This window comes from Mesorhizobium yinganensis (genome assembly GCF_040081985.1).
GTDB lineage: Bacteria > Pseudomonadota > Alphaproteobacteria > Rhizobiales > Rhizobiaceae > Kumtagia > Kumtagia yinganensis.
Genome location: NZ_JBEBMH010000015.1, coordinates 16,297 through 33,765, shown reverse-complemented (window position 1 = coordinate 33,765; position 17,469 = coordinate 16,297). Strand labels below are relative to the sequence as shown.

Below are 17,469 nucleotides of genomic sequence, written 5' to 3'. Positions count from 1 at the left end.
GCGATGCCGGCAAAGCTTGTCGCGTTTCGTTCAGAGGCGGCCCCAGCCCGGCTTGCTCAACGCCACTTCGTTGCGTTGGGTCGCCGACCCTCCCCGCGAGGGGGAGGGTAAGCGGCGCAGCTACCACCCCATCGCCATGCCGGCGATAAGCGCCGCCTCTCCGGTGACGATGCCGACCAGCATGCGCTTTCCCGAAAGAAGATAGACGGCGAAGCCGGCGACCGCGGCGCCCATGCGCAGCGCTGGCGCGGTTTCGGCCAGCGAGCCGCTGGGGAAGACGATGAGGTTGCCGATGACGGCGGCGACGAGCGCGGTGGCGACGGCGCGCACGAACACCAGCGCCTCGGATTGTTCCGACATGCGGCCGCCGAAATGCACGCCGAGGAACCGCCAGATGTCGGTGGCGAGCCCTCCGGCGACAAGCACGAAGAGGAACGGCCACCACCAATTGTCGAAAGACTGGAAGGTCATCGGCCGACGCGCCTCGCGGTCAGCCGGTGGAAGGCGAAGGCGACGACGCCACCGACCAACCCGGCGGCCAAAAGGTCGAAGCGCGGCCAGAGCATGTGGAAGATGGGGCCGAGCACGAGGCCGCACAGCATCGCCACATGCGCGGCACCCTCGCGGGCCGAGCCCCACAGCGAGGTCAGGAAATAGATCGGCGTGAGGAAGAGCAGCGCCGCCGTGACCGGCGCCGGCAGGCTGCCGACCAATAGATAGACAATCCCCACCAGCACCGTGTTGGTGACGAGCAGCGTCGAGCCGAGCCCGAGAAACCAGACCGTGCGCATGTCGCGGGGCACGCCGCGCACGCGCTCCATCGCCAGCACCCAGGAGGTGACGGCGACGAAATGCGACAGGAAATACAGCGTGAGCCTGCGGGTGCGCTTGCCCTTGAGTTCCGGCATCAGCGCCACCACCATCGGCATCATGCGGAACGACGACAGCGCGACCCCGAAGGCCGCCCATGGCAGAGACGCGCCGGACAAGATGCCGCCGATCAGCACGACATTGGCCGGCAGCGCCCAGACGATTGCCGTCATGAACACGGTTTCGCCCAGCGTGAAGCCGGATTCCTTGGCGAGCCCGGCGAAGCCGACATAGGCGGTGGCGAGTATCCAGCCCGGCAGGGAATATGCGGCACCCACGCCGCGCAGATACCAGCGGCGGCGGTTATGCGACCACGGCGGCGGGATGGATGCGGCACCTGACATGGGGTCCGCCGCATAACACGGGATTGCGATGAAGTCAGCGAAAGACTGGCCGGGGAGATGCGCCGATCAGCATCCAGACAGCCTCGGCCATGCCCTACACGGGAAAATCGACAATGCCGGGAACCCGTTGTTTGTTCAAGCGTTTGGGCATCTGGCTGAGGGGACACACAAGAATATGCGGGCAGAAATGAAGCACCCGTTTCTCGCCGGAGGGGGCGACGCCGCGGACATAATTGCCAACTTCCACTGGGCGTCGACGCCGCTCGGACCGATAGACGGCTGGCCGCCCAGCCTGAAGTCATCGATTTCGTTGATTCTCCGCTCACCGGTGCCGATCGTCACTCTATGGGGCGAAGACGGCATCATGATCTACAATGACGGATATTCCGAGTTTGCCGGAGGCCGGCATCCGGCGCTTTTCGGCAGCAAGGTGCGCGAGGGATGGCCGGAAGTCGCCGACTTCAACGACAATGTCATGAAGGTCGGCCTGGGCGGCGGCACGCTCGCCTATCGCGACCAGGTGCTTATCCTGTCGCGCAACGGTTCGCCCGAAGATGTCTGGCTCGACCTGGACTATTCGCCGCTGCTCGACGAGAACGGCATTCCGGCCGGCGTCATGGCGATCGTCGTGGAGATCACCGACAAGATCAAGGCACGGCAGGCGCTTGACGCCGAACGCGAAAGCCTGCGGCGAATGTTCGACCAGGCGCCCGGCTTCATCGCGATGACGACCGGGCCGCAGCACCGGTTCACCATGGCCAACGACGCCTACAACGCGATGGTCGGTTACCGCGAGGTCGTGGGCAAGACGGTCGGCGAGGCTCTGCCCGAGGTTATCAGCCAGGGTTTTATCAAGCTGCTCGATCAGGTCTATCAGAGCGGCCAGCCCTTTGTGGGACGCGCCGCCCGGGTGGACCTGGCGGGGGCCGACGAGGAGCCAGACGAGCGGTATCTCGACTTTGTCTATCAGCCTATCATCGCCGAAGGCGGTTCTGTCAGCGGCATCTTCATCCAGGGACATGACGTGACCGATCAGAAGCGCACCGAACTCGCGCTTCGTGAAAGCGAGGAGCGGTTCCGGCTGGTCGCCGAAAATGCGCCGGTCATGTTGTGGATGGGCGACCAGGACAGCCGCTGCGTCTATCTCAACAAGGCGCAGCGCGAGTTCTGGGGCGTTTCACAAGACGACGTGCCCGCTTTCGACTGGTTCGCAACGGTCAAGCCGCATGACCACAAGCTTCTGAAGCCATTTCAGGACTCCATGCGAACCCACACTCCGTTCTCCATCGAGACGCGGATGCGGCACGCCGACGGCTCCTACCGCATCGTCACGACGAACGCCCAGCCGCGCTTCGGCCCGCGCAAGGAATTCATCGGGATGATCGGCGTCAATGTCGACGTGACCGAAGCGCGCAAGACCGAAAGGGCGATCCGCAAAGAGTCCCAGAAGCTCTCCATCCTCAACCGCACGGGCGCCTCCGTCGCCGAGGAACTGGATGTCGAGCGCATCGTCCAGATCGTCACGGACGCCTGCACCGAACTCGTCGGCGCGCAATTCGGGGCGTTTTTCTACAATGTCATCAATGCCGCGGGCGAGAGCTACATGCTCTACGCCCTTTCAGGCGTTCCGCGCGAGGCGTTTTCGCAGTTCCCGATGCCGCGCAACACCGCGGTCTTCGAGCCCACCTTCAAGGGCGATGGCGTGGTGCGGTCCGACGACATTCTTCTCGATCCGCGATACGGCAAGAACGAACCCTATAAGGGCATGCCTGTCGGTCATCTGCCCGTGCGCAGCTATCTCGCCGTGCCGGTGGTGTCGCGCGCCGGCGAGGTGATCGGCGGCCTGTTCTTCGGCCACGAGGAACCGGGCCGCTTCAAGGCCGACCACGAGGAACTGCTGATCGGCATTGCCGGCCAGGCGGCGACGGCAATCGACAATGCGCGGCTCTTCCAGGCGCGCGAGCGCGAAGTGGCCGAGAGGCGGCGAACGGAGGCAGCGCTTCAGACGCTGAACGCCACGCTGGAGCAGCGCGTGCTGGACGAGGTCGCCGAGCGCTCCAAGGCCGAGGAGCAGTTGCGCCAAGTCCAGAAGATGGAGGCCGTCGGCCAACTCACGGGCGGCATCGCGCATGACTTCAACAACATGCTGGCCGTCATCCTCGGCGGGCTGAACCTTTTGCAGCGCAAGCTCAGGAAAGGCGAGACCGATGTCGAGCGGTTTGTCGAAGGTGCCATCGACGGAGCGCAGCGCGCCGCGGCGTTGACGCAGCGCCTGCTGGCGTTCTCCCGGCAACAGCCGCTCGCGCCCGAGCCGATGAACGCCAACCGGATGGTCTCGGGTATGAGCGAACTGCTCGCCCGCACCCTCGGCGAGCAGATCGACGTAGAGACTGTGCTCACCGCCGGGCTCTGGCAGGTCAAGGCCGATCCGGGCCAGCTTGAGAATGCTATCCTGAACCTATCGGTCAACGCGCGCGACGCGATGTCCAACGGTGGGCGGCTGACCATCGAGACCTCCAACGCCTTCGTGGATGACGCTTTCGCCAAGGAATTCGCCATTACGCCCGGCCAGTATGTGCTGATTGCCGTCGCGGATACCGGCACCGGCATGAATCACGAGGTCATCGCCAAAGCCTTCGACCCGTTCTTCACAACCAAGAGCGTCGGAAAAGGCACCGGGCTAGGCCTGAGCCAAGTCTATGGATTCGTGCGCCAGTCCGGCGGCCACGTGAAGATTTACTCCGAAGTCAATGTCGGCACGACGGTCAAGGTCTACCTGCCGCGCTATTACGGGGACTCCTCGGAGATGGAGCCGAGATCCAATGCTTCAATCACCAATCGCGGCCTGCCGACGGAAATCATCCTGGTCGTGGAAGACGAGGACCGGGTGCGCGCCGTCTCGGTCGAAGCGCTGAGCGAACTGGGCTACGGCGTCATCGAGGCATCGCGCCCGTCCGAGGCTCTGCGCAAGCTTGAGAGCGGACCCAAAGTCGCGCTTCTCTTCACCGATGTGGTGATGCCGGAGATGTCGGGCCGCGAACTGGCCGATATGGCGCGCAAGATGTATCCCGACCTGAAGGTGCTCTACACGACCGGCTATACGCGCAATGCCATCGTCCACAACGGCATCCTCGATCCGGGCACGAGCCTGCTGACAAAACCCTTCAGCCTCGAGGATCTCGCGGCCAAGGTGCGCAAGATTTTGGATGGCTAGCCGAGGTAGGCGCACTGTCAGGCGGCTGAGGTCAGCACGGACGTGATACGTGCAGGCGAGCGCCAGCCGAACTTCCGGCAGCGGGTGGCTGCCCGCCCGGTCACATCTTGTCCGGCCCAGGGTCGCCGCCGGCCGCGGCGATCGACAGCCTGCGCAGATAATGGTTCCAGCCCTTCTCGTGGCTGGCGCGCTCTTCCTCGTTCGGCAAACCGCTATGGGTGAAGCGCACGAGCGTGCCGCCATCCTTTGCGACCAGATCGATCTCGACAAGACTGGAACCGGGCGGCACCGCCTCCCGGCCTTCCCAGCCAAAGCTGTAGGCGAGGCGATGAACCGGGATGACCTCGGTGAACTCGCCGCGGGCGGCGTGCCTGTCGCCGACGCTGACGAGATAGATGCCGCCGGGACGGGCGTCCGTCGTCGCAGTGCCCAGCCAGCGGAGAATCTTGTCGGGATCGGTGAGGAAGGCGAAGACGGTCGCCTGCGGGGCTGCGATCTGAATTTCGGTTCGAAGCGTTTCGTTCATCGGCGGCTTCCTCCGGCAAGGGACGGCGTTTCGTCCCGGCAGTGGCTACAATGTAGGCCAGGGACCGTCCGGCGCAAGAAACTTCCTGCCCGCTCATGACAAGCGCCTGACATGATTGCATGATCTCCCGCATGCAACTCTCCTCCACCCTCGCCTGGCTGGTCGACGAAGCAAGCACGGTCCCCGGCGCCGAGCATTTCATGACGAGGCTCGGCGAAAGGCTCGTCGCCGACGGCCTGCCGCTCGCCGGCGGCGCGCTGACCCAGGCCGCGCCGCATCCGATCATCGCCCGGCGCACCTGGCTGTGGCGGGCGGACACCGGCGAGGTCATCGAGGCCCTGGGATTCGGCTCGCTGGGCGCGGTTGGGCTCGAACCGGCAAGCGTCGGCCGCGACTGGCTCACCGGTCTCGGAACGGGGATCGTGCAGGAGAACGTCGTCGGTCCGACGGGCGACGGAGCGTCGGACGCCCCCGTGCTGGGTTGGGCTGCGTCGCGGCCCTTGACGAAGGCCGAATCCGAGTTGCTTCTTGAAGTGGCCCGCTTTGCCGCGGCGCCGCTCGGAGTGCTTGCCGCGCAGTCGACACTCGCGGCGCTGCTCGAGACCTATCTCGGCCGGCGTAGCGCCAGGCAGGTCCTAGCCGGCCAACTGCGGCGCGAGACTGGCGAGACCATACGCGCGGTTCTGCTTTATGCCGACCTGCGCGGCTTCACCGAACTTTCGGAGGCAACGGCGCCAACATCGGTCGTCGCCGCGCTGGATGCATGGTTCGACCGAATCGCCGGCGCCGTTCATGCCTTCGACGGCGAGGTGCTGAAGTTCATTGGCGACGGGGTCTTGGCGATCTTTCCGGTGGGAGAACGCCCTGCTTCGGCGGCCTGCGATGCGGCATTGCGCGCCGTCGCGGCGGCGCGTGCCGGCATGGCCTACCTTGATCGCGAGCGCGCCGGGCAGGGCCTGCCGCCCTTGCCGTTCGGCATGGCGCTACATCTCGGCGATATGTTGTGGGGCAATATCGGCACCGCCGACCGTCTGGATTTCACCGCGATCGGGCAGGCGGTGAACCTGGTCAGCCGGCTCGAGGGCCTGTGCAAACCCCTCGGCCGCGACGTGTTGATTTCCGGCGCATTCGCCGCGGAAACGACGAGGGATATGATTTCAATGGGCGAGCACAGGTTGCGCGGCATCGCCGATCCCTGCCCGGTTTTCGCTTTGCCTGCTTGATTCGTTTTTCAAGATGAACCCGCCCGATGGCACAACGCAAACGCGGGCGCGGTCCATAGGTGTCGGCGAGGCTGCGTACTAGGCTCCGCCCGCATCTTCATGCAGGGAGGGATCATGAGACATTTTGGAACAGGTTTTGCCGCCGCGCTGCTGGCGGCATGCGCGGCGACCGGCGTCCACGCGGCGGAGCGGGCACGCGATCTCGGCGTGCCGTTTGCCGGCAAGGCCGGGCCGCTCAACGCCATCACCGACGTCAAGGGCGTCGAGGTCGGCCATGTCACGCTCATCAGCGGCGAAGGTAAGCGGGAAAAGGGCGTCGGGCCGGTGCGCACCGGGGTGACCGTGGTGCTGCCGCGCGGAAAGGAAAGCGCCAAGCCGGTTTACGGCGGGTTCTTCAACCTCAACGGCAATGGCGAGATGACCGGCCAGTCCTATCTGCAGGATTTCGGCATGGTCTATGGACCTATCGGCATCAGCAACACCAACGCCATCGGCCAAGTCTATGCCGGTATCCAGCAATGGACGTCCAACAAGTTCGGCGACGCGCTGTGGCCCGTAGTGGCCGAGACCTATGACGGCGGCCTGAACGATATCGAGGGCTTCCATGTAAAACCCGAGACGGCGATGGAGGCCATCGACAAGGCGTCCGGCGGCGCGGTCGCGGAAGGCAATGTCGGCGGTGGCACCGGCATGCGCTGCTTCGGCTTCAAGGGCGGTATAGGCACCGCGTCGCGCATCATCGAGGTTGAGGACAAGTCCTACACGGTCGGCGTGCTGGCGCAGTGCAACACCGGGCTGCGCACGGTGCTCAGGATCGCCGGCGCACCGGTCGGCGAGGAACTGGCCAAGACATGGCTGCCTTGCTACGCGGCAGACGTGGCGGGCTCGGAGGAGAAGAAGCCCAAATGCGCCGCCGACGGCAAGGGCGGCACCCCTCTCCCGGATGACGGATCGATCATCATCGTCGTAGCGACCGACGCGCCACTGCTGCCGCACCAACTCAATCGTATGGCCCGCCGCGCCTCACTCGGCCTCGGCCGGCTGGGCTCGTTCTCCGGCAACACGTCGGGCGACCTGATCGTGTCCTTCTCGACCGCCGAAGGCGCCAACGACGTGTCCGACGAAGAGGTCGCGCCGTTCAAGCAGGTATCGCAGGGCAACATGGACCCGATCTTCACGGCGACGGTGGACGCGACTGAAGAAGCGATCGTCAACGCCATGGTGGCGGCCGAGACAATGACCGGCGGCAACGGTTATCGGCTGTTCGGTCTGCCGCATGACCAGTTGAAGGCGATTTTGAAGAAGTATGGGCGGGCAGCGAATTAATACCAACCACTGTTTCCCTTGACGTTTGTGCCCGCCCCTCACTGTTCTGCCGTACTGTGAAGGAGCGGGCACATATCGTCGAGACGGACAGCGGGAAGGTTTCCGCCTTCAACGAAAACGGCCGCCTCGCGGCGGCCGGTCTTCGTTTCGGGAACTTACGTTCGAACTACCCCTTGCGCGGCAGTTGCGGCACGAGGCTGCGCTTGGCGACATCCTTGGCAGGCGGCGCCAGCTTCGGTTTCTGCGCGACGGCCTTCTTCGGCGCGGCCTTCTTGGTGGAAGCTTTTCGGGCCGGCTTGCTGCGCGGTTCTTCTTCCTTCTTCGGCTTGACAGGCACCTCGTCGGCGACCGCCTCGAGATTCAGGCCCTTCTCGCCGCTTTCCTTGGTCTCGACACTGACGCGGACCGTGCCGCCTTTCTTGAGCTTGCCGAACAGCACCTCGTCGGCCAGCGGCTTCTTGATGTGCTCCTGGATGACGCGGGCCAGCGGACGCGCACCCATGCGCTCGTCGTAGCCCTTGTCGGCCAGCCAGGCGATGGCGTCCGGCTGCAGGTCGAAGGTGACGCCGCGGTCGGAAAGCTGCGCCTCCAGCTGCATCACGAACTTCTGCACCACCTGGTGGATCACCGGCACCGGCAGCGAGCCGAACGGTATGATCGCATCGAGCCGGTTGCGGAACTCCGGTGTGAACAGGCGGTTGATCGCCTCCACGTCGTCGCCCTCGCGCTTGGTCGAGCCGAAGCCGATCGCCGCGCGCTGCGCATCCGACGCGCCCGCATTGGTCGTCATGATCAGGATGACGTTGCGGAAGTCGATCTGCTTGCCGTTGTGGTCGGTCAGCTTGCCGTGGTCCATGACCTGCAACAGGATGTTGAACAGGTCCGGATGCGCCTTCTCGACCTCGTCGAGCAGCAGCACGCAATGCGGATGCTGGTCGACGCCGTCGGTGAGCAGGCCGCCCTGGTCGAAGCCGACATAGCCGGGAGGCGCGCCGATGAGGCGGCTGACCGTGTGTCGCTCCATGTATTCCGACATGTCGAAGCGCAGAAGTTCGACGCCGAGCGAGGAAGCAAGCTGCTTCGCCACCTCGGTCTTGCCGACCCCGGTCGGACCCGAGAACAAGTAGCAGCCGATCGGCTTCTCCGGTTCGCGCAAGCCGGCACGCGCCAGTTTGATCGCCGAGGACAGAGCCGAGATCGCAGTATCCTGTCCATAGACGACACGGCGCAGTTCTGCGTCGAGCGTCTGGAGAACCTGCTCGTCGTCGGCCGACACGGTCTTGGGCGGGATGCGCGCCATGGTGGCGACTGTCGCTTCGATCTCCTTGATGGTGATCGTCTTCTTGCGCTTGGCCTCGGGCAGCAGCATCTGCGACGCGCCGGTCTCGTCGATCACGTCGATTGCCTTGTCCGGCAGCTTGCGGTCGTTGATGTAGCGCGCGGAAAGCTCCACCGCCGCCTTGATGGCGTCGTTGGTGAACTTCACCTGGTGGAAATCCTCATAATAGGGCTTCAAGCCCTTCATGATCTCGATCGTGTCCTCGATCGTCGGCTCCTTCACGTCGATCTTCTGGAAGCGCCGCACCAGCGCACGGTCCTTCTCGAAGAACTGGCGGAATTCCTTGTAGGTCGTCGAGCCGATGCAACGGATCGCACCCGACGACAGAGCCGGCTTCAACAGGTTGGACGCATCCATCGCGCCGCCGGACGTCGCGCCGGCACCGATCACCGTATGGATCTCGTCGATGAACAGGATGGCGCCGGGAAACTCCTCGAGTTCCTTGACCACCTGCTTCAGCCGCTCCTCGAAGTCGCCGCGATAGCGCGTGCCGGCAAGCAGCGTGCCCATGTCCAGCGCGAAGATGGTAGCGCCGGCCAGAACCTTCGGCACGTCGCCCTCGACGATGCGCTTGGCCAAGCCCTCGGCGATCGCCGTCTTGCCGACTCCGGGGTCGCCGACATAGAGCGGGTTGTTCTTGGAGCGGCGGCAAAGGATCTGGATCGTGCGGTTGATCTCGTCGGTGCGGCCGATCAGCGGATCGATCTTGCCCGACTTGGCCTTCTTGTTGAGGTCGACGCAATAGGCAGTCAGCGCGTCCTGCTGCTTCTTCTTGCCGTTGCCGCTCTCCTCCTGCTCCCCGCTGCCCTGGGCGCCGTTCTGCTCTTCCTCGGCGCCACGCGGCGTACGGCTCTCGCTGGAGCCGGGGCGCTTGGCGATGCCATGCGAGATGTAGTTGACCGCGTCGTAGCGGGTCATCTGCTGTTCCTGCAGGAAATAAGCGGCGTGGCTCTCGCGCTCGGCAAAGATGGCGACGAGCACATTGGCGCCCGACACCTCGTCGCGGCCGGAAGACTGGACATGGATGACGGCGCGCTGGATGACGCGCTGGAAACCGGCGGTCGGCTTGGAATCCTCGTCATAGCCGGTGACGAGGTTGTCGAGTTCGGTGTCGATGTAGTTGAGAACGGTGCGGCGCAGTTCGTCGAGATCGACGTTGCAGGCGCGCATGACCGCGCCCGCCTCGGAATCGTCGATCAGCGCCAGCAGCAGATGCTCCAGCGTCGCATATTCGTGGTGGCGCTCATTGGCGAAAGTGAGGGCCTGATGAAGGGCTTTTTCGAGCCCCGGGGAGAAAGCCGGCATGTTACCTCACTTCTTTTCCATTACGCATTGCAGCGGATGTTGATTCTGACGGGCGAAATCCATGACCTGGGCCACCTTGGTCTCGGCCACTTCGAATGTATAGACGCCGCATTCGCCCACCCCGTGATTGTGAACGTGAAGCATGATGCGCGTGGCGCTTTCCCGATCCTTCTGGAAAAACCGCTCCAGAATGTGGATCACGAACTCCATCGGCGTGTAGTCATCATTCAGGATGAGGACGCGATAGAGGCTGGGTTTCTTGGTCTTCGGTTTGGTGCGCGTGATCACTGCCGTGCCCCGGCCCGGTCCACGCCCGTCCTGGTCACCGCCTTGCATTCTTGCCACTTGCCGCACCGTGGCTTCCCCGCCTTGTCTCACAGGTCCTTTCCTTCCGCGGGTGTTTCTCCCGCCCGTCACATGTAGGTCGCTGCGTCGTGATTTTAAGCCCTTCTATTGGGGTGACAATATGGTTGCGTCATCAGTCGGCCCGTTCACTGACGATTGATGCCTCGGCGGGCAACAAAAAACCCGGCCGCGAAGCGCGGCCGGGTCTGCCGGCGAACCGGCGATCTGAAAAAGGCGACTGCCTGCCGGCCGTCACTTCGCCTTGGCGACGATCGATTCGAACGGCTTGTAAGCTTCCTTCGCCATGTCGGCATAGAGGCCGGAAAGCTTGCTCGATTCGGCCACGAAGCCCTCATAGGCCTTCTTGGCAAAGTCGGTCTGGATCTCGACGGCGCTCTCCAGCGACTTGGCCGCGAAAAGCTTCTCGAAGGTGGCTGCGCCGGCCTCGTAGGATTTCTTGGTGTAGTCGGTGGCTTCGGTGACGATCGCCTGGGCGGCCTTCGAAACGGAGGCAAAGCTCTTCAGGCCCTTGTCGACGAATTCCTTGCCGTATACGCCGGCATCTTCAAACATCGTGGTCATGAACAGTCCTCGTGCGGGAGTGGACGGAGCAGTTATATGCGCCGCATGAGTATTTATTGTGCATTGCACAAAATGTCAAGGGACCCTTGCGGCCCAAGGCTTTGCGCAACCGGTACGGCTCAAGTTTGTGTCGTTGTGATCTAAAGCCCGAACGAATTCCTGAACGATCTGGTTACCATAAACGGATTGGTAACGCGCCCAGCCTACTGTCACCGTTCGAGGCAGGATCCTTTGCCGCCTCCCGGGTGCAACGGCAATCTCAAAGGGTGTTCAACAGTGCGTCAGGCGACTGCTCTCCGTTTTTTCAAAGCATTGTGCTCCCCGGCGACAATCGCGGCCGGCCTGCTTGCCGCCGTCGTCGGCATGACCCCGGTCGCCGCCTCGGCGGCGGACTCGCGTTATGCCGCGATCGTGATCGACGCCAACACCGGCAAGACGCTGTTTTCGGCGAATGCCAATTCCCGGCGATATCCCGCCTCGCTGACCAAGATGATGACGCTCTATCTAACCTTCGAGGCGATGAAGAGCGGCAAGATCAAGAAGTCGACGCCTGTAACCTTCTCGGCGCAGGCAGCCGCGCAACCGCCTACCAAGCTCGGCGTAAAGGCGGGCAAGTCCGTCACGGTCGAGACCGCGATCTATTCGCTGGTCACCCGCTCGGCCAATGATTCGGCCGAGGCGCTGGCTGAACTGCTCGGAGGCTCGGAAGCGGGCTTCGCCCGCATGATGACGTCGAAAGCCCGTGCGCTCGGCATGGAAGGCACCATCTTCCGCAATCCGCACGGCCTGCCCAACACCGGACAATTCACCACAGCGCATGACATGGCGACGCTCGGCATCGCGCTGCGCGAACATTTTCCTCAGTACTACGCATATTTCTCGGTCCGCTCCTTCACCTACGGCAAGCAGCGCATCGCCAATCACAACCGGCTGCTCGGCAAGATCAAGGGCGTCGACGGCATCAAGACCGGCTATACCCGGGCGTCCGGCTTCAACCTCGTCTCGTCGGTTTCCGACGGCAACCGCCGCATCGTCGCCGTCGTCATGGGCGGGCAGAGCGGTGCGAGCCGCGACCGCCAGATGGCCGAACTGATTGAGGAATATCTGCCGAAGGCCAGTGGCCGCAAGGGCGGCCCGCTGGTGGCCAATGCCGGCGGTGGCACGGTCATGGACATCGCCAAGGCAATGCTACCGAAGAAAAAGGCCCCGACGCCGGACGCCCGCCCCGAGGACGATCAGGACGAGCAGGTCGCCGCGTTCGTCGAGCGCACCGAAGCTGCGCGGCCCGCCGCCAAGGCGGTCGCGAAGGTCGCCGCGGAAGCGCCGGCCGAGGCGAAGGAGACCACGGCCACCGCGGTGCTGGAGGAAGCCTATGCGCCGCCGGCACCGCGCCCCTCCGCCGAGGTCGATACCGTCAAGACCGCTTCCGTGGAGCCCTCCGGCTGGGTGATCCAGGTTGCATCCTCGCCGAGCAAGGCGGAAGCCACCAAGGCGCTGGAAGCCGCCACCCGCAAGGCGCCGCAGATACTGGCATCGGCGTCGGGCTACACGGTGCCGTTCGACAAGGACGGCGTGACGTATCATCGTGTACGCTTCTCCGGCTTTGATACGAAGGCCGCGGCCTGGAAAGCCTGCAGCCAGCTCAAGAAAAAGGATGTGGGCTGCTACGCAGTCCAGAACTGATACCGTTGCCTGCGGTCCGGCCATCGGCTCCGGCTAGCCTGAATTGAACGTCGACCTGTTCCGAATGTGTACCGAGTATCGGGAGAGTTAGTGGTGATTGGCGAGAAGGACATCCTTGGCTTCGTTGATGCGCGCCGCGAGGAACGACGTCCCCCCGAGGTCGGGGTGCAGGCGCTGCATCAGGCGGCGATGCGCCTTGCGGATATCCGCCGGGGAGGCCCCCGCTTCAAGACCAAGGATCTTGTAGGCCTCCTGCTTAGTCATGGCGCCCGCACCTGGCGCAATTCTCTCCCCGTCGCCACTTTGCGCCTTCGCGTGTTCGCGCCAGACGGGAAACCGGCTGTCAAGGTACGTCTCAAGTAGCTGCCGGCTCTCCCAGTCCTCCTTCAGGTCCTCGTATAGTTCGCGCAATTCCCTGAGCGACATGGTGCTGAGCATGCGCTGCTCGTGACGCCCGGCCAGCACCAGGCCTTCCAGCCCTCCCGTGTCGTGGTCGAGTTCCATCTCAAGAGCGGCGGTGCGCACGCTGGAACGTTTTCCCGCGGTCTTCGGCCTTGCCGGCGCGGCCATGCGTGAGGCGCCGTACCAGGCCAGCGCCAGCGAAAACATCAGGCCGCCGACCCCCGCCCTGCCGAGCAGCAACAGCGCCAATCCGACGACGCCAAGCATGATCGGCCCGGCCGAGCGCAGCATGCGCGCCAGCTTGACGGCATCCGCCTTCAGAAAGGCCGCGACCGCCAGAAGGACGGCGAGCAACACGACCAGGCCGCCAATCAGGTAGGTCATCGGTCGGCGCCACCGCGCATATGTTCGATCAGCAATCGATCCTCCGGCAAGTTGCGCGCCTCAAGCGCCCTCACCCCTCCCGCCGCGAAGACTGCCACCGAAGCGAGCAGTTTCGCAAGCGTGGCGGCCGCGGCTCGGTCGAAGCGGAACCATGCGCCCTTCGACAGGCGCGCGATCTCGCGGAATGCGCTCTCCGCCCGGGAATCCCTTCCTTCCTGGAAGACGAAGACCGGAACGCCGAGCAGGCCGAGCTTGCCCGCCTGCTCGGCCAGAGCGTCGATCTCCTCCTCGAAAGCATCGCCGATATAGACGAGCGCATCCACCTTCTGGCGCGCGGTCTCCTTCAGCGTATGAGACAGGATTTTTCCGATCTGGGTGTTGCCGGCGCGGCAGTCGATACGGATCATCAGGTCCTTCAAAGCACCCGTATCGCGCACGAACGCGGAAGAACGGCATTCGGCGAAGCCGCGGAAATAGGCGAGTTGCACGGCCAGGCTGCCGGTCTTGCCGGCGGCGTCGAACATCTGGCCCTGTAGCTGGCAGGCAAGATCCCAGGTTGGCTGCCGGCTCATCGTCGCATCGAGGGCCAGGATCAGCCGCCCGGTCGCCGCACCCTTGGAGACCGCGACCGCTTTCGCCAGCCGCACGAAATCATCGATCTCGCGCGAGCCGGAAATGTCGAGCGACTTGCCGGGGTTGTCCTTGCCCATACACACAAAATGTGTCGGACTGGCGCGGCTTGCAAGGCCGACAAAGGGTCAGGTGTAAGCCGGCGATTGCGCATCATGCGCTGGCCGCTATGGTCGCGCCATGATCGGCAGACTGAAAGACTGGGCGCGCGCGATCAAGCGCGATGCACATGCGGTCTACCTTGCCGCACGCGACCCCCGCACCCCGTGGTATGCGAAGGCCCTGGCACTGTTCATCGCCGGATACGCGTTGTCGCCGATCGACCTGATCCCCGACTTCATTCCGGTGCTCGGCTATCTGGATGATTTGATCATCCTGCCGCTCGGCATCGTGGCGGTCGTAAAAATGATCCCGCCTGAAGTGATGGCCGAGCACCGGGCGGCGGCCGCGCTCGCAGCCGAACGCCCGGTGAGCCGCGCCGCCGCCATGGCGATCTTCTGCCTATGGGTGGCTGGCATCTTGCTCGCCGCATGGCTCGGATATCGCTACTTCACCGACTGACAGGCGGGAAGAACAGCTACGTCCGGTAAAGTTGCGATGGCCGACAAGCGGATGATAGATTCGAGAATCGCCGCAGTGCCGCGCGACGCGGCAGGCCGGGAGACGGAATGAAAGGTTTGCGGATCGGGTTCGGCGGCGTCGCCTTGCTGGCGGGCCTAGCCATGCTCGTCTTCACGACGACCCAGCCGGTCGGGGCGAGCACGCGGCTCTGCCGGCAGCTCGAGGCCGAACTGGTTAGCGCAGACAATGGTGGGGGCGGCGGGCGGGCCGGCAGATATGACGACGCTATCGCGAGGCAGCGCGAGCAGATGGCGATTGCCCGCGAGCAGGCACGGGACGCAGGCTGCGGTTTTGCGCTGCTCGGCCGCACCGTGCGGCAATGCGCGGCGCTGAACGCCACGATCGACCGGATGGAGCGCAATCTCGAGAAACTTCAGCAGCACCGTGGCCGGATGGCGGACGGCGGCGGCGGAAGACGCTCGCGCGCCAAGGTTCTGGCCGCGCTGGAGGCCAATGGCTGCCGTGAAGAGGCCATGGCCGAGCGCCCGAGCATCGAGGATCCGCGCGAGGCGTTGGCCGATCCGGATGACGACGGGCGGGTCAGGACGCCGCTGGAATTGATGCTGGAGGAAGGCGGATCGGGCGAGGCGCCGGAAGCCAGGGCGGGGGAAAGCTACCAGACCATGTGCGTGCGCACCTGCGACGGCTATTTCTTCCCGATCTCCTACGCCTCGACAATCGGCGACTTCGACCGCGACCAGACGAATTGCGAGACCTCCTGCCCCGGCACCGAGATGCAGGTATTCTTCGGCCCGAGCGGCATCGACGAGCCGGCGCAAATGGTATCGACTAAAACCGGCCGGTACTATTCCGACCTGCCGACCGCCTTCCTGCACCGGCAGGCCTCGGTTGCGCAGCCGGTGGGATGCGGCTGCAATCCCAAGAAGGATTTCAAGGTGATTGCCGGCACGCCGCCTCCGCAGGTCATGAGCCGGCCGGCGGAGACTTTTGTTCCAGGGAACGAGACTCCGAAGCAAGACGATGCTGACCAGAACGCGGCATTGCCGCTACCGACAACAAAGCCGGACACGAGTACGGCACCGGATGTCGCCGCGACACCTCCCGAGGAGGCGATGCCGCCATTCGAGGTTCAGCCGCTCGACGCGCCGCCGGAGTCGAGCATCGTCGCCATTCCGTTGCCGGAGCCGGTCACACCAGCCGAAACTGTCGCTCCGCAAGAAACTGCACCGGCGGATGCCGCGAATGACGCGCCCGCCAAGCCGGAAAAACAGGCCGAGCGAAAGGTCAGGGTCGTCGGGCCAGCGTTCCTTCCCGACCCAGAAGCGGCAGCAGTTCCGCAAGCTCAGGCCCCGACGCAAGGCCCGTGAGTGCCAGCCTCAGAGGCATGTAGAGCACCTTGCCCTTGCGTTTGGTTTCCTGGAAGACGGCCCTGGTCCAGGTCTTCCAGGTCGTTCCGTCCCACGGCTCTTCCGGCAGCAGATCGAACGCGGCGCGCAGGAAGTCGCGGTCCTCGTCGGAGAACTCGATCGGCGTCGCGGGTCCGTCGCGCAGCACGCGCCACCAGGGCAGCGCATCCGCCACCGTATCGATATTGCCGCGCACCGCCAGCCAGAAAGCCTCGGCTTTGTCGCCCGTAACACCCAGCACGGCCAACCGGTCGCGCGCCTCGGCAAACGGCATGTGCTGGAGCAGCGTACGGTTCAACGTGGTCAGATCGGCGGGATCGAATTTGGCAGCCGACTTGGAGGCGGTTTCCGGTTCGAAACGTTCAGCGAGTTCCGCCATCGACGCAACGGCGGACGTATTCTCCGACGTTCCGATCAGCACGGCCAGCGAGGCCACCGCCATCGGCTCGATGCCCTGCTCGCGCAGGCTGCCGATCGACAGCGCGCCGGTGCGCTTCGACAGGCCCTCGCCCGTCGTCGTGGTCAGAAGATTGTGGTGGCCGAACCGCGGCGGCTCGGCGCCGAGCGCGCGAAACAGCGCGATCTGAACGCCGGTGTTGGTGACATGGTCATCGCCGCGGATGACGTGGGTGATGCCCATCTCGATGTCGTCCACCACCGAAGGAAGCGTGTAGAGATAGGTGCCGTCCTCGCGCACCAGCACGGGATCGGACAGCGAGGCGAGGTCGACGGTCTCCTCGCCGCGCACGAGGTCGGTCCAGGAGATTTCGGTGCGCACGGTCTTTTCCGGGTCGCCCTCCTCGTAGTTGGGCAACAGGAAGCGCCAATGCGCCTTGCGGCCCTCTGCTTCGAAGGCGGCCATCTCGGCCGACGTCAGCGCCAGCGCCTCGCGGCCATAGACCGGCGGCAACTTTCGCGACAGCCTCACTTTCCGGCGCAGCTCAAGCTCTTCCGGCGTCTCATAGCAGGGGTAAAGCAAGCCCGCCGCCTTCAGGCGCTCGACCGCGTCGTCATAATGCTCGAAACGCCGCGACTGGTATTCCGTCGCGTCCGGATAGATGCCCAGCCAGTGCAAGTCGTAGAGGATGGCGTTGGCGTATTCCTGCTTGGAACGGGCAACGTCGGTGTCGTCGAAGCGCTGGATGAAGCGCCCCTTGTGCTTCAGCGCGAACAGCCAGTTGAACAGCGCCGTGCGAGCGTTGCCGATGTGGATGTTTCCCGTCGGCGACGGGGCGAAACGAACGGTAACGGTCATGGCGGCGGGTTAACGGAAGAACCGGGCTATTTCAAGTTCCGCGAGGGAAAGCG

The 17,469-nt window shown here is 64.4% G+C and carries 15 protein-coding genes; 6 read left to right on the top strand and 9 right to left on the bottom strand.

Going from position 1 to position 17,469, the window contains the following annotated elements:
• Positions 1-120 precede the first annotated feature (120 nt).
• On the bottom strand, positions 121-471 hold the full coding sequence (locus ABMA59_RS23325; protein ID WP_349007793.1) for an AzlD domain-containing protein: 351 nt from the start codon (positions 469-471) through the stop codon (positions 121-123).
• Positions 468-1,214: an AzlC family ABC transporter permease gene (locus ABMA59_RS23320; RefSeq protein WP_349007792.1), complete on the bottom strand. Its 747-nt coding sequence runs from the start codon at positions 1,212-1,214 to the stop codon at positions 468-470. Before ABMA59_RS23320 ends, ABMA59_RS23325 begins: the two co-directional genes overlap by 4 nt.
• 187 nt (positions 1,215-1,401) lie before the next feature.
• Between ABMA59_RS23320 and ABMA59_RS23315 the strand changes: the two genes are divergently transcribed.
• Positions 1,402-4,428, top strand: coding sequence for a PAS domain-containing hybrid sensor histidine kinase/response regulator (locus tag ABMA59_RS23315; RefSeq protein WP_349007791.1), 3,027 nt, complete (start codon positions 1,402-1,404; stop codon positions 4,426-4,428).
• A gap of 100 nt (positions 4,429-4,528) precedes the next feature.
• Here the strand turns inward: ABMA59_RS23315 and ABMA59_RS23310 are convergent, their stop codons facing one another.
• Positions 4,529-4,954 carry an SRPBCC family protein gene (locus ABMA59_RS23310; protein WP_349007790.1) on the bottom strand — a complete coding sequence of 142 codons (426 nt, stop codon included), beginning with the start codon at positions 4,952-4,954 and terminating at the stop codon, positions 4,529-4,531.
• A gap of 131 nt (positions 4,955-5,085) precedes the next feature.
• On the opposite strand from ABMA59_RS23310, the gene ABMA59_RS23305 reads away from it, so the two are divergent.
• Positions 5,086-6,177 carry an adenylate/guanylate cyclase domain-containing protein gene (locus ABMA59_RS23305; protein ID WP_349007789.1) on the top strand — a complete coding sequence of 364 codons (1,092 nt, stop codon included), beginning with the start codon at positions 5,086-5,088 and terminating at the stop codon, positions 6,175-6,177.
• 114 nt (positions 6,178-6,291) lie between these two features.
• Positions 6,292-7,503: a DmpA family aminopeptidase gene (locus ABMA59_RS23300; protein WP_349007788.1), complete on the top strand. Its 1,212-nt coding sequence runs from the start codon at positions 6,292-6,294 to the stop codon at positions 7,501-7,503.
• 166 nt (positions 7,504-7,669) lie between these two features.
• Here ABMA59_RS23300 and clpA read toward each other — a convergent pair whose 3' ends face one another.
• The 3 genes from clpA to ABMA59_RS23285 all read right to left on the bottom strand — a co-directional run bounded on the left by clpA (position 7,670) and on the right by ABMA59_RS23285 (position 11,074).
• Positions 7,670-10,147 (bottom strand): ATP-dependent Clp protease ATP-binding subunit ClpA, encoded by a 2,478-nt coding sequence (gene clpA / locus ABMA59_RS23295; protein WP_349007787.1) that lies wholly within the window; start codon positions 10,145-10,147, stop codon positions 7,670-7,672.
• Positions 10,148-10,153: 6 nt separating this feature from the next.
• Positions 10,154-10,483, bottom strand: a complete 330-nt coding sequence (gene clpS / locus ABMA59_RS23290; protein ID WP_349007921.1) for an ATP-dependent Clp protease adapter ClpS — start codon at positions 10,481-10,483, stop codon at positions 10,154-10,156.
• 261 nt (positions 10,484-10,744) lie between these two features.
• Complete coding sequence (locus ABMA59_RS23285) at positions 10,745-11,074, bottom strand: phasin family protein (RefSeq protein ID WP_349007786.1); 330 nt, start codon at positions 11,072-11,074, stop codon at positions 10,745-10,747.
• 276 nt (positions 11,075-11,350) lie between these two features.
• On the opposite strand from ABMA59_RS23285, the gene ABMA59_RS23280 reads away from it, so the two are divergent.
• Positions 11,351-12,757, top strand: a complete 1,407-nt coding sequence (locus ABMA59_RS23280) for a serine hydrolase (protein ID WP_425475972.1) — start codon at positions 11,351-11,353, stop codon at positions 12,755-12,757.
• A gap of 87 nt (positions 12,758-12,844) precedes the next feature.
• On the opposite strand, the gene ABMA59_RS23275 is transcribed toward ABMA59_RS23280, so the two are convergent.
• Both ABMA59_RS23275 and ABMA59_RS23270 read right to left on the bottom strand, forming a co-directional pair.
• Positions 12,845-13,543, bottom strand: coding sequence for a DnaJ domain-containing protein (locus ABMA59_RS23275; protein ID WP_349007785.1), 699 nt, complete (start codon positions 13,541-13,543; stop codon positions 12,845-12,847).
• The gene (locus tag ABMA59_RS23270; protein WP_349007784.1) at positions 13,540-14,253 is read right to left on the bottom strand and encodes a VWA domain-containing protein; all 714 of its coding nucleotides are present in this window, start codon (positions 14,251-14,253) and stop codon (positions 13,540-13,542) included. The genes ABMA59_RS23275 and ABMA59_RS23270 overlap by 4 nt, the downstream gene beginning before the upstream one ends.
• Positions 14,254-14,353: 100 nt before the next feature.
• Between ABMA59_RS23270 and ABMA59_RS23265 the strand changes: the two genes are divergently transcribed.
• Together ABMA59_RS23265 and ABMA59_RS23260 are read left to right on the top strand one after the other, a co-directional pair.
• Positions 14,354-14,734, top strand: a complete 381-nt coding sequence (locus ABMA59_RS23265) for a YkvA family protein (protein ID WP_349007783.1) — start codon at positions 14,354-14,356, stop codon at positions 14,732-14,734.
• A gap of 107 nt (positions 14,735-14,841) precedes the next feature.
• Positions 14,842-16,122 carry a DUF2865 domain-containing protein gene (locus ABMA59_RS23260; RefSeq protein WP_349007782.1) on the top strand — a complete coding sequence of 427 codons (1,281 nt, stop codon included), beginning with the start codon at positions 14,842-14,844 and terminating at the stop codon, positions 16,120-16,122.
• Here ABMA59_RS23260 and gltX read toward each other — a convergent pair.
• On the bottom strand, positions 16,040-17,416 hold the full coding sequence (gene gltX, locus ABMA59_RS23255) for a glutamate--tRNA ligase (protein ID WP_349007781.1): 1,377 nt from the start codon (positions 17,414-17,416) through the stop codon (positions 16,040-16,042). The two genes, ABMA59_RS23260 and gltX, sit on opposite strands and share 83 nt — an antisense overlap.
• Positions 17,417-17,469 lie beyond the last annotated feature (53 nt).

Bases quoted from the DNA above. Each gene is read 5' to 3' on its own strand.
- ABMA59_RS23325 (WP_349007793.1), bottom strand. From the start codon at position 471: ATGACCTTCCAGTCTTTCGACAATTGGTGGTGGCCGTTCCTCTTCGTG.
- ABMA59_RS23320 (WP_349007792.1), bottom strand. From the start codon at position 1,214: ATGTCAGGTGCCGCATCCATCCCGCCGCCGTGGTCGCATAACCGCCGC.
- ABMA59_RS23315 (WP_349007791.1), top strand. From the start codon at position 1,402: ATGAAGCACCCGTTTCTCGCCGGAGGGGGCGACGCCGCGGACATAATT.
- ABMA59_RS23310 (WP_349007790.1), bottom strand. From the start codon at position 4,954: ATGAACGAAACGCTTCGAACCGAAATTCAGATCGCAGCCCCGCAGGCG.
- ABMA59_RS23305 (WP_349007789.1), top strand. From the start codon at position 5,086: ATGCAACTCTCCTCCACCCTCGCCTGGCTGGTCGACGAAGCAAGCACG.
- ABMA59_RS23300 (WP_349007788.1), top strand. From the start codon at position 6,292: ATGAGACATTTTGGAACAGGTTTTGCCGCCGCGCTGCTGGCGGCATGC.
- clpA (WP_349007787.1), bottom strand. From the start codon at position 10,147: ATGCCGGCTTTCTCCCCGGGGCTCGAAAAAGCCCTTCATCAGGCCCTC.
- clpS (WP_349007921.1), bottom strand. From the start codon at position 10,483: ATGCAAGGCGGTGACCAGGACGGGCGTGGACCGGGCCGGGGCACGGCA.
- ABMA59_RS23285 (WP_349007786.1), bottom strand. From the start codon at position 11,074: ATGACCACGATGTTTGAAGATGCCGGCGTATACGGCAAGGAATTCGTC.
- ABMA59_RS23275 (WP_349007785.1), bottom strand. From the start codon at position 13,543: ATGACCTACCTGATTGGCGGCCTGGTCGTGTTGCTCGCCGTCCTTCTG.
- ABMA59_RS23270 (WP_349007784.1), bottom strand. From the start codon at position 14,253: ATGGGCAAGGACAACCCCGGCAAGTCGCTCGACATTTCCGGCTCGCGC.
- ABMA59_RS23265 (WP_349007783.1), top strand. From the start codon at position 14,354: ATGATCGGCAGACTGAAAGACTGGGCGCGCGCGATCAAGCGCGATGCA.
- ABMA59_RS23260 (WP_349007782.1), top strand. From the start codon at position 14,842: ATGAAAGGTTTGCGGATCGGGTTCGGCGGCGTCGCCTTGCTGGCGGGC.
- gltX (WP_349007781.1), bottom strand. From the start codon at position 17,416: ATGACCGTTACCGTTCGTTTCGCCCCGTCGCCGACGGGAAACATCCAC.